The following is an 11975-nucleotide window of genomic DNA, read 5'->3' on the forward strand; positions in this document are numbered from 1 at the left end:
CATCGTCTGCCCAGGCGGCGCGCCCGGTCAAGACATTGGCGCCCCCGGTCAAGGACGAGACGCGCGCTCGGCATCATCCTCCCTGGCATGACCTACCTCGTACCGAGCCAAGAACAGGCGCACGCGGGTCTGCGTGCCATCAAGGTCGTCCTTACCTCGGCTGGCCCCCTCGACGGGTCGCGGCGCGACGCCATCGCCGCGGTGCAGCGGCACCTCCTCCGCACCGACTTCGACATCGACGCGCTCGCCCCGATAGCGCCCGAGGAGCTCGCGCGCGCCGTCGAGCACCCTGCTCTGCGCGAGCAGCTCGTCAACGGCCTCTGCGCCATGACCCTGTGCGGCGAGCGCGTCGACGAGCGCGAGCTGCTCGAGGTCGAGCGGCTCGCCGCGGCGCTCGGGGCGCGGCCCAACGCGGTCCGCCAGCTCCACCACCTCTACGAGCGGCGGCTGCTCCTCCTGCGCATCGACATCAGCCGGAACTCGCTGCTCGGCAAGAACGTGCGGCGCATGCTCGATGAGGGCGGCCTTTATGGGCTCGCCAGGAACGTCGCGAGCTTCGCCGGCATCCTGGAGAACGAGCCAGTCGCCGCGCGCTACCGCTCGCTCGAGGCGTACAGAGAGGGCACCCTCGGCAAGGCGCTCTTCACCTTCTATCGAGAGAACGGCTTCTCGTTCCCCGGCGAGAAGCGCGGCGTGCCCGAGGGCGTGCTCACCCACGACCTGAGCCACATCCTCGCCGGTTATGGCACCGACCTGCGCGGAGAGGCGATGACGATCGCGTTTCAGGCGGGGTATCGCCGCGAGAACCCGTTCGGCATCCTCGTGTTCCTGCTGGTGCAGCTCCAGCAGGGCGTCCAGCTCACCGTGCTGGCGCCGTCGCAGCAGGGGATGCTCGCGACGCCCGGGCTCGCCGACGAGCTCGTGCGATCGTTCATTCGCGGAACGAAGATGAGCATCGACCTGATGGACGATTGGGACTTCTGGTCCGACATGGCGGTGGATCTCGACGAGCTGCGCCGCCGTTATGGCGTCGTCCCCTGGGAGGCCGCGGCCTGATCCCGGTCCTCCGCCGAAGCAGCCGAGAGGTGTAGAGGGCTCGCCGCCGCCCAGGGGGGCGCGCGGCGAGCCGAGGGCGCGCGCTTCACCCGCCAAAGCCGCCGGCGACGGTCTTCGAGAACGACGCGCCGCCCTGGCTGGCGCGCACCGCCGATTGAGAGAACAGCGCGAACGCCTTGCGGATGTCCGCCGCGTCGCTCTTCGGCGTCAGGATCCAGCGATCCTCGATCCCCATGTCGCGAAAGACGGCGCGGAAATCGGTGTTTCCGTCGTCGATGCCGATCGCCGCCACGATGTGGGCCTCGGCCCGCCGCATGTCACGGACGAGGGCGCACACGTCCCTGGCCTTGGCCCACGTCGAGCCCGCGTCGGCGCCGTCCGAGATGATCAGCGTGACGGTGCGCGCCGGGACGCCGCTCAGCGCGAACTCCTGCGCCTTCGCGATCACCGTTCCGAGCAATACCACCGTCTGATCGTAGAGGGGCGTGCCGAGCATGGGATCGTAGTTCTTCGTGTCCATCTTCACGGCCTGGGCGATCGGGCAGTACGGATACAGCACCGCCCCGTTCAGGTAGCGGTTGTGCGCCAGGATCGAGTCGCGCTGCCTGGAGTCGGAGAGGGCGCCCACGACCAGGTTGTGCCCGTCCCTCACCGACGGGGCGTTGCCGGCGAATTTGATGGATCCCGAGTCGTCGGGCATCACCGTGACCAGCACCACCTCCGACGATGCGACGTCGTCCACCTGCACGCCGAAGCCGGCCTGGATCTGCGCGCCCAGGTCGGTGATGTGCAGCGCCTGCATCGCCTCGGGCGAGAGCGCTCCATCGTCCCGCGCCGCCTCGAAGAGCTGCTCGATGTCGAGCGAGCCATCGCGGCTCGTTCCGTTGTTGTTCTCCTTGTTCTTGCTCATTGGATCCTCCACCGTCATGCGCCCAGGCACGGAATCGGGTCGGTGCTCTTCACGAGGTTCATCCCGGCGGCGGCGAAGCGGGCGAGCGCCTTGTCCGCCTCGGCGGTGAAATCGACGGCGAAGCCCCCCTTGCCGTCGGGCACGGTGACCGGCGACATGCAGTCGGTCATCACGTAGATCTTCTGGGCGAGCGCGCGGTCGGTGAGCGCGATCTCCGTCAAGATGTCCTCGATCGAGCTGCGGACGCAGTGGCTCGCGGCCTGGCCGGCGATGATCACCGCGTCGGCGTGGAGCAGCGTCCTCAGGAAGCCCGTGCTCCGCTGCGCGAGCGGCTGGCCGTCGTGCCGCGTCAGCACCTCGGGCTGCATCACCGAGTAGTTCTCGGTGAGCGGGTTGCCGCCCTTGACCTCGACCCACGACTGCACCCCGCGCGCGAACGCGTGGAACATCCGCGCCTCGTGCACGACGCCCGCGAGCGCGTGGCCGTCGCTCCCGAGGATGCAGTGCGGCGGCCACAGGTAGAGCTTGTATTTCCCGGCCTTCTCGAGCTCCTCGCAGTAATACCGGACCTGCTTCATGAGCCACGGGTAGCTCCCGCCGCAAAGCCACTTCGCCACCGCGGGGTTCGGCCGCACCTCCCCCGCGTCGATCTGCGCCGTCGTGATCTCGCGGTGCGCGGTCAGCGGGCGGTCCTCGCGATCCACCCAGAAGGCCGGGAAGAAGATCTGGTAAGCGAAGTGGGTATCCATCGTGACCGTGATGTTCGTGAGGGACGCGAGGTTCCTGTAGATGAACTCGGCGATGCGGCGGCTGTCGTCGACCGCGCCCGTGCCGCTCCTGCCGGCGACGTAGAGCGAGCCCTGCGGGAAGCAGAAGTCCTTCTGCACGTCGATGAGCAGGAGGTGGACGTTCTGCGCGTCCGCGGCCGACGGCTTCACGCCATGCGCCTTCCGCCACGCCGCGGCGGCGCCGTGCAGCGCCTCCTCATTGGGGTGATAGCCCCACCGCTCGGCGTTCTTTGCGTCATAGAAGGCGGGCAGGGGGAGCACTGTCGATTTCATGGTCTCTCTCTCCTCTCGATCGGCCCGCGAGCGCGGGCCGTCAGCTCAGCGTGGATTCATGAGATGCGAAGCAATGTGATCGCCTGTGCGTCGACGACGAACAGGCCCTCTGGGCCGACGAGCAGCCGGGAAGCCTGGGTGACGAACGGCTCGGTGCCGGGGAACTGCCGCGTCTCGACGAGCGCGCCCCCGCGGACCTCGACGCGGACGACGCCGCTGTCGGTCGCCGAGAGCAGGAACCCGGAAGCCGCGCACTTGCCGGTCAGCGCGCCGAGCCACGAGCCGCCTTCCCCCTCGCCGTCGGCGACCGCCTCGATCGCGCCGTCCTCGCGCACGACGACGCACCGGTGCACGGTCCGGCCGGCTTGCTCGGCGGCGAGGAACAGCCATGCGCGCCCGGCGCGGGGGCGCCCGTGGCCGTCGTCGGGGCGCCCGCGGCCATCGTCGGACCGCGAGCTCGGGCCGGCGTCGAAGACGCAGGTCGCCGCGGTGAGCTTGCCGCCCGGGAAAGGCAGCTTGACCGTGTCCTTGAGGCCGGGCCGCTCGGCGTCGAAGACGAACGCGATCGAGACGTTCCCGGCGCGGTAGAAGCCGAGCCCGAAGCTGGGGCCCACCCAGAACAGCGTTTGCCCGGCGAGGACCTCGCCCATCGGGACGGCGTCCGCCTCGCCCGAGAGCGCGGCGGCGCCCGGCCTCCCGCTGCGCAGGAGCTGCCCGCCGCGCGTCCAGTAGCGGGCGCGGGCGTTGACGTCGAAGATGGGCCTCGTCCCGACGCAGTCCACCTGGATCCGCTCGGGCGCGGCCCCCGGCGAGAGCACCACGAGATCGCCGCCCCGGCCGATCAGCGTGGCTCTCCCGTGCACCGCGAAGCGCGTCGCGGGGTGCGGCGCGCCGGACATCACGACGGACCGATCTTCCCGCAGGAAGCGGCCGCCCTCGTTCACGAGATACGAGAGCCCGTCCGGACCGAGGGCCGCGGCCAGGATCACCCCGCGCGTGCTCAGGATCCGCGTCGCCAGCACCTCGCCGTGGACGACCGTCGACTCCTTCACGGCGGCCGGCGCGGCGCCCGCGCACGCCGGGCAGGCAGGGCGCGCGTGCTCGACGCCGCACGAAGGGCACCTCGTCCAGGCGAGCGCGTCGAGCAGCCGGCGCGGGAACACGCCGCGCCGGTCCTCGACGAAGATGCGAACCAGCGCGTCCAGGAGATCGTCCGGCAGGACGCGGTACGGGATGGCCGGCTTCGGATACCGCACCTCGCGGTCGAACACGGTGATGCGGCGGAGCGGCCTCGCGCTCTCGGGCACCCGCGCCGACGCGGACCGCGGCCGGAAGACGCCGCCATAAGGCCCCACGCAGAGCAGGCTCTGCATGACCATCACGGCGAACGCGTACCAGTCGGAGTCCTGCGAATACGGCCTCGACAGGAGCGGCCGGGGGAGCGAAGGGTCGCAGAGCAGCGGATCCACGAAGCGCTCGGTGAACACCTGGCAGAGGTACGGGCCGAACTGGAAGCTGTCGGCGTCGATGACGAACACCTCGCCGCCGGCGACGAGCACGTTGAGATCGTTGAAGTCGCCGATCACGACGCCCCGGTCGTGGATCGCCGCGACCGCCCCGTGGAGCCGCGCGAGCACCTCGGAGACCGCGGCCGACGCGAGCCCGCCGTGGCGCATCGATGGCTCGCCGTAGCGCAGGAGCGGCTCCGCGCCGCGCACGAGGCGCATGGCGTAGCCCACGATGCGCTTCCTGGTTTTGTCGGTCGCGAGCTCGAGGGGCGCGATCACCTGATCGGGCAGCGCCGGCGGGAACGCGCGCAGCTTGTCCTGGTGGCGCTCGATGCGCACCTCGGCGGCGCGCTGCTCGGCGTCCTGCCCGGCATAATCCGGGTGATCGGGCGTCTTCCAGACCTTGAGCGCGCGGCCGTCGCCGAGGTCGAACACGTCCGCCTCGCCGCCTTTGCCGATCGAGGCCCGAGGGTCGAGCCGAACCCGCTTTGAACCAAGAACCACGTCCACAGTCGCCTCCTCCGGACGCAATCGAATGCAATCGAACGCAATCACGCGCAATCACGCGCAATCAAACGCAGACGCCCTGTCGTTTCCCTCCGCGACTCCTGCGCCTCCGCGCAGGGCCGCGCCTCAATCGCGGGCGCCCTGCGCCCTCCGCACGACGATCAATGTCGTGTCGTCGCGGAGTAGCCCGCCCTCGCGCTCCATCCGCTCTTCCTTCCACACGGGCCGCGCCACGGATCGGTTGATGAGCGCGAGCCGCCGCCTCACCGCGTCGGGGTTCCGGAAATACCGATCGTCCTCCCAGAACCTCGACAGCGGGCCGACCTCGCCGCCCCCCGGAATTTGCCGTGACGGCGACTCCAGCAGATCGATCGCGCCGTCGGTCCCGAGCAGGGCAGTCCGGAGCGCGCTCGACGGGAAGGCGCGGTGCACGGTGAAGCGCGGCGCCTCGCCGCCGGGCGGCCGATCGAGCAGGCCATACGCGAGGTACGGGGGCTCGTCCCTCGGGAAGGGGCCGAGCCGCAGGAGCTCGTCGCCGAGCGCGATGAGGCCGTCGCCAAGGGAAAACGCGCACGCTCTGTCGCCGGAGATCACGAGGCCAACCACGGTGAAGAGGAAGAAGGTCGACACGACCTCGGCGAAGCTGCCGCCCATGCCGGCGGCCACCTCGCGGAGCGGCGCGAGCGCCCCGCGGCGCACCGCTTCCCACGTCGCGGGCGAATCGAGGTCTCCGCCGCGCCGTAGCGCGCCGAGGACCTGCTCGGTCACGATCCGCGCCCCGAGCGCCGCGCCCACCTCGCTGCGCGCGCCGCTGCCGCAGCCGTCGCAGACCACCGCGGCGAGAGAGCCGCCCTCCGCACGGAAGGCATAGGCGTCCTGGTTGGGCCGCCCCGCGGCGAGGTGATCGGTCCCGGTCACCGTCCCTCCGGCGACCTCGAAGGCCGAGCCTCCTCCCATGTCAGCCAAGAAAGCGACGTCGCGAAGCATGGAGTTCCCTTCTGCGCCCGGGGAGGGCGCGCTGCGGCCGGACCGGGCAGACGGAGGCCGCTGCGCGCGGTCCTCCCGGCGCCGGAGCTCCACCGTCCGCTCGGCGGTCAACGCCGACCGTCAGCGCCCGCACCCGGCGAGCACCCGATCGTGTAACTTACACACCAAGCTTAGTGTTCATTGTACACGTTGTCAACCCGGGCGCCGGCGTTCCGGCCGCCATGCCTGGAGGAGGCGCGGCGACTCCCGCCACGGGGCCGTGCAGCTCGGCACCACCTCACACGCGCCCAGGGACCGTGCCGCCACATCAGTGCTGTCGGCCTCGGCCGTTGTGCCTCCGTCCCTACTGCCTTGTTGCGAACGGCCATCGCGGGTACCGTTGCCGATCACTGCAGCGGCGGGCTGGCAACATCACGCCGCCGGGCGGAGGAGGGGAGCGGGGTGATGCGTGAGGGGGCTGACGAGCATGATGCGGGCGAGCTCGAGCGCGAGAACGAGGAGCTGCGGACGGTGGAGCACGCCTTGAGGCAGCGCGAGCAGCCGTCGTGGGACGGCAACCGAAGTTGAATCTGACATGAACACCTTGTCCGACCGATACATCCTGAACGCGAAGGTCCGCGAGACCGCCAGCTCCGTCGTATACCGTGGCTGTCGCACCATCGACGGAGCGCCGGTCCTGGTGAAGCTGCTCAGAAACCAGCATCCGACCTCGCTGGAGGTGGGGCGTCTCCGCCACGAATATGAGATGTTGACGTGGCTCGAGCTGCCTGAAGTCGTCAAGGCGATCGCGCTGGAGCGTCATGGGCACGGCCTTGCCCTGATCATGGAGGATGCAGGTGATGTCTCGGTCGACAGGCTGATTCGATCGGGTCACCTGGATCTGCAGCGCTCGCTCGAGCTGGCGCTGGCGATGGCGCGGGTGCTCGCGGCGGTCCACGGCAAGCACGTCATTCACAAGGACATCAAGCCTCATCATTTCTTCGTCAAAGACGACGCCAGCTCGCTCGTCCTTGTCGACTTCGGGATCGCGACGCGCCTCTCCCAGAAGGTCGATGCTCTCTCAGGGGTCACGCAGCTCGAGGGGACGCTGGCCTACATCGCGCCTGAGCAGACGGGGCGGATGAACCGGAGCGTGGACTTTCGAGCGGACCTGTACTCGCTCGGCGTCACGCTGTACCAGCTCTTCACCGGCACCCTGCCGTTCGATACCAGCGATCCGCTGGAGCTGGTGCATAGCCATATCGCTCGCAGCCCGCGGCCCCCGACGGCGTGCCGACCGGACCTGCCGCCGATCCTGTCGGACTTGATCCTCAAGCTGCTCGATAAGACGGTGGAGGGGCGATACCAGACTGCATCCGGGTTGCAGCATGACCTGCAGCGATGTCTGGATCGGGTCAAGCGGGCGGGGGTGGTGGAGCCCTTTGGGCTGGGCGAGCGCGATACCTCCGATCGGCTCTCGGTCAGCGAAAAGCTCTACGGGCGCGAGCGCGACCTGGCTGAGCTCCTGGAGGTCTTCGACCGCGCCAAACAGGGCGGGAACGAGCTCGTCCTCCTGTCGGGACAAGCGGGCGTCGGAAAGTCCGCGCTCGTGGAGGAGCTGCACCAGAAGATCCTCGGCGGAGCGTGCTTCGGGGCAGGCAAGTTCGACTACCTGGCGCGGAGCGTTCCTTACGGGCCGATCGCGCACGCCTGCCGCACCCTCGTCCGGTCCGTGCTCGCAGAGGCACCGGACGTGTTGGACCAGCGGCGACAGGCGATCCTCGAAGCGGTCGGCGTGAACGCAGGGCTCCTCATCGATCTGGTCCCCGAGCTCGAGCTCGTGGTCGGCCCGCAGCCCGCGGTGCCGGAGCTCGGGCCGAGCGAATCGCAGCACCGCTTCGAGCGCGTCTTCTTGAACTTCCTCCAGGTGCTGGCCACCGCAGCGCGTCCGCTCGTGCTCTTCCTGGATGATCTGCAGTGGGCGGACGCCAGCTCGCTCCGGCTGCTGCACCACGTGCTGACGGCGGACAGCGCGCGCCACGTCCTGGTGATCGGCGCCTACCGAGAGCACGAGATCGACGCCGCGCATCCGCTGTGTCTGATGCTCCAGGAGCTGCGGCAAGCCGGCGTCGAGAAGCGTGAGATCGCGCTCGGCCCGCTGAGGCTACCGCAACTCGTGCAGCTGCTCAGCGATACGCTGGGGTGCGGCCCCGAGGCGGTGAACGAGCTTGGCGCGGTCCTGTTCGAGAAGACCGGCGGAAACCCCTTCTTTCTCACCCAGTTCATGACCGCGCTGCACCGAGACGGCGTGCTGCGCTTCGACCAGCAGGACCTGACCTGGACGTGGGAACTAGCGCAGGTGTGGAGGCGGGTGGCGACGGACAACGTGATCGATTTCATGCTGTCCGAGCTGCGGCAGTTGCCGCAGGCGAGCCAGGAGATGCTGCGCTTCGCCGCCTGTATCGGGCATAGCTTCAACATGGATACGATGGCCGTCGTGTCTCAGCGATCTCACGGCGACGTGGCCAGGCATCTCTGGGAGGCGCTGCGTCAAGGGTTCATCGTCTCGCTGGACGGCAACTATCGCTACAGCGCCGAGAGCGGCTCCGGCGCGCCCGGGGCGGACGACGGCGCGCTCGGCGCCGCGTTCCGCTTCCAGCACGATCGCGTCCAACAAGCAGCCTATTCGCTGATCAGGCCGGAAGAGCGGGCCGAGATCCACTTGCGGATCGGTCGGCTCTTGCTGGAGCGCAGCGACGCGGGTCCGAGCGACCGTGACCTGTTCACGATCGCGGATCATGTGAACCGAGGCGCGTCCCTCGTCGTCGAGCGAGCCGAGAGGCGCGAGCTCGCACGCCTGAATCTGAACGCCGGCCGCAAGGCGCGCGCCGCAGCGGCGCCTGAGCCGGCGATACACTACCTGAAGGCCGGGCTCGATCTGCTCGGCGACACAGGGTGGGTCGAAGAGTACGACGTCGCCTGCGCCGCTCACCTGATCATGGCGGAGTGCGAGTACCTCACCGGGGACCTGGATTCCGCGTTTGCGGTGCTCCAGGCCGTGGAGCAGAACGCGCGCGGCGCGCTGGATCGCATCAAGGGGCGCAACCTCGAGGTGCTGCTGCTCACGAACACGGGCAGGCTCGACGTCGCGTGCGCGAGGGTCGTCGACGTGCTGCGCCTCCTGGACCTGGACGTGCCGCCCCTGGCGGACAGGGCGGCGCTCGGCGCCGCGTTTGTCGCCGAGTTTGCCGCCTATCAAGGCACGTTCGCGGACTCGGAGATCGAGTCCCTGGCGACGGTGCCGGAGATGAGCGACGCCCGCGAGCTGGCGCTGCTCGAGACGCTGGCCACCGGCATCCCGGCCGCTTTCCAGTCCTTGTCGGAGCTGCATGCCCTGCTCGTGCTCAAGGGAGTCCAGCTCCTCCGTCATGGTAGAGCGCCGAACGCGGGCTTCTTCTATGAGCAGTACTCGATCGTGCACCTTGTCATGACGGGAAACCGGGAGCACGCCTTTCGCTTCGGTCGGCTAGGCATGGATCTGGTCGCCGGCGGGGGCAGCCCCGCGAGCAGCGGTCAGGTGCATTATCTCTTCGGCTGCTTCGTCGCTCACTGGCGCCTGCATATATCGCATACCCTGGAGCTGCTGCGCTCAGGGCTGAGGCTGTGCCTCGAGATGGGCGATCAGCTCTACGCGGCGTACTGCGCCTCGATGTTGCTGATTTACCGCCTGCATGCCGGCCATGCCTTCGTGGATCTGGAAGACACCCTCTCGACGGCTCGTGAGCTCCAGGGGAGGACGGGCGACGTCGTCAACCGGGCCTTTCTGGACGTCGGTCAACAGACCATCCGTGCGCTGACCGGCCAGACCCGGCATCCGGCGAGCCTGGACAGCGCAGGCTTCGAGGAGGGAGCGTTCGAGGCCTCTGCGCCGCTCCCGGCGCTGGCGATGTTCGGGGTCGCAAAGACGACGGTCCAGTACCTTGCAGGTCACTTCCGAGACGCCCTGGCCACCTGCGACAAATACCAGCTCATTCCCGGCTTCTTCCATCACGGGGACAGCGTGCTCTGCCGGGCGCTCTGCCTGGCCGAGCTGACCCGGACCGCTGCGCCGGAAGAGCAAGCCGGCCTCCTCGGGCGCCTGCGCGCTGACGCCGCCACGCTCGAGGCCTGGGCCCGGTCCTCGCCCGAGAACCACGCGCACCGCGCCGCGCTGGTACAGGCGGAGATCGCGCGGATCGAGCGGCGCTTCCTCGACGCGCTGGATCTGTACGATCGCGCCATCGCGCTCGCCCAGGAGCACGGCTTCGCGCAGGCTGAAGCCATCGGCAACGAGCTGGTTGGCCGGTTTCACCTGGACCAACGCAGGAGCAAGGTGGCGAGCGTCTACCTGGCCGAGGCGCTCTACGGCTACATGCGCTGGGGCGGGACATGCAAGGCGGAGGAGCTGAGCTCGAAATACGCGCACGTGCTCGGGAGCACCGAGGCGCTCTCGTCGGCCTTCAACCCAGCGAACGTGAAGAGCGCCGGCTCGCAGAGAGCCCCCAGCCAGACGGCCAGCACGGACAGAGCAGGAGAGAGGCTCGACCTCACGGCGGCCATCCGCGCGACGGAGGCGATCTCCACGGAGCTCGTGAGCGATCGGCTGCTCGAGCGGCTGCTGCGGACCTTGGTGGAGAACGCGGGCGCTCAGCGGGCATGCCTGGTCCTCGTGCGCGACGGAGCGCTCGTCCTGGAGGCGAGCATGACGATCGAGCCCGATACGATCTGCCTGGAGGCCCGCGCGCTGCAAGGGAGCGATGACGTCCCGGAGGCGCTTGTGCGGTATGTGGCGCGCACGCGCGAGCTGACGGTCTTGACGGACGCGCACCGCGATATGCGCTTCGCCTCGGACCGCTACTTTGCCCGGGCTCGGCCGAGATCGGTGCTGTGCGCCCCCATGCTGCGGGGCGGAAGGGTCACCGGCGTCCTCTATCTGGAGAACAACATCGCAGCGGACGCGTTCAGCCCTGCTCGGTGCGGGCTCTTGCAATTCCTCGCGACGCAGGCCGCTGTGTCTCTTGAGAACGCCATGCTCTACGGGCGCCTGGACGCCGCGTCTCAGGAGCTGCGGCGGGCGAACGAGAACCTCGAAGGCCAGGTCGCGGAGCGTACCACAGAGCTCAGGCGGATCCTGGCGGAGCTGTGGAGCGAGATGGATCTCGCGCGCAAGATACAGACGGTGCTGCTGCCGCAGCAGACGCGCCTGACGGACTACGAGGTGGCCGCGGTGATGATGCCGGCCGACAGCGTCGGAGGCGACTACTACGATGTGGTGCCGACGGACGCAGGCGGCTGGGTGCTCATCGGCGATGTGTCGGGCCACGGGGTCACGGCCGGTCTGACCATGATGATGGTGCAGACCGCCGTGCGGACCGTCCTCATGACATCGCAGCGCGACGGCGAGCCCCTCACGCCTGCGGTCGTCCTGGGCCGCGTGAACAGCGCGGTCCGGGAGAACCTGCTTCGCATCAGCCCCGACCAGTACATGACGATCGTCGCGCTCGAGCTCGGCCGCGGCACGGTGCGTTATGCCGGCCTTCACCTGGACATCGTGATCCACAGGGCGAGCTCCAACACGGTGGAGCTCATCGAGACGAGCGGGATGTGGCTCGGGATCGAGGACGACATCGCGATGCTGCTCCAGGACGATGTCATACGCCTCGGCGTCGGGGACACGGTGCTCCTGTATACCGATGGCATCACGGAGACCGTGACCGCCGAAGGTGGAATGCTGGAGACGCGCGGGTTGGCAGAGCGGTTCCACGCGCTCGCGGCGCAAGGGATGTCGCCCAGCGCAGTCGTGAAGGGCATCATGGGCCCCATGACAGGACAGCAGCTCCGTGACGATGTCACCGCGCTGGTGATCCGCTACTCTCCGACGGAACAGGCGGCGGGCTAGGTCTCGGAGGCGCGTCGGTGGGCGCGGTC

Annotated in this window: 7 protein-coding genes; 3 read left to right on the forward strand and 4 right to left on the reverse strand. The window is 69.1% G+C overall.

Features of this window, described 5'->3' with window-relative positions; translation table 11 throughout:
- The first annotated feature begins 87 nt into the window (after nt 1–87).
- On the forward strand, nt 88–1056 hold the full coding sequence (locus tag WME79_RS13295) for a hypothetical protein (RefSeq protein ID WP_437535198.1): 969 nt from the start codon (nt 88–90) through the stop codon (nt 1054–1056).
- 85 nt (nt 1057–1141) lie between these two features.
- On the opposite strand, the gene WME79_RS13300 is transcribed toward WME79_RS13295, so the two are convergent.
- The 4 genes from WME79_RS13300 to WME79_RS13315 all read right to left on the reverse strand — a co-directional run bounded on the left by WME79_RS13300 (nt 1142) and on the right by WME79_RS13315 (nt 6029).
- Nucleotides 1142–1966 carry a hypothetical protein gene (locus tag WME79_RS13300; protein ID WP_437535199.1) on the reverse strand — a complete coding sequence of 275 codons (825 nt, stop codon included), beginning with the start codon at nt 1964–1966 and terminating at the stop codon, nt 1142–1144.
- 14 nt (nt 1967–1980) lie between these two features.
- The gene (locus WME79_RS13305; protein ID WP_437535200.1) at nt 1981–3027 is read right to left on the reverse strand and encodes a nicotinamidase; all 1047 of its coding nucleotides are present in this window, start codon (nt 3025–3027) and stop codon (nt 1981–1983) included.
- A 56-nt stretch (nt 3028–3083) separates the two neighbouring features.
- Nucleotides 3084–5045 carry a hypothetical protein gene (locus tag WME79_RS13310; RefSeq protein ID WP_437535201.1) on the reverse strand — a complete coding sequence of 654 codons (1962 nt, stop codon included), beginning with the start codon at nt 5043–5045 and terminating at the stop codon, nt 3084–3086.
- A 123-nt stretch (nt 5046–5168) separates the two neighbouring features.
- Nucleotides 5169–6029 (reverse strand): protein phosphatase 2C domain-containing protein, encoded by an 861-nt coding sequence (locus WME79_RS13315; RefSeq protein ID WP_437535202.1) that lies wholly within the window; start codon nt 6027–6029, stop codon nt 5169–5171.
- A gap of 444 nt (nt 6030–6473) precedes the next feature.
- Between WME79_RS13315 and WME79_RS13320 the strand changes: the two genes are divergently transcribed.
- Entirely contained in the window at nt 6474–6596 is a 123-nt protein-coding gene (locus WME79_RS13320) for a hypothetical protein (RefSeq protein WP_437535203.1), read from the forward strand.
- 7 nt (nt 6597–6603) lie between these two features.
- Entirely contained in the window at nt 6604–11946 is a 5343-nt protein-coding gene (locus WME79_RS13325; protein WP_437535204.1) for an AAA family ATPase, read from the forward strand.
- The last annotated feature ends 29 nt before the right edge of the window (nt 11947–11975 follow it).

The organism is Sorangium sp. So ce726, assembly GCF_051521405.1.
GTDB lineage: Bacteria > Myxococcota_A > Polyangia > Polyangiales > Polyangiaceae > Sorangium.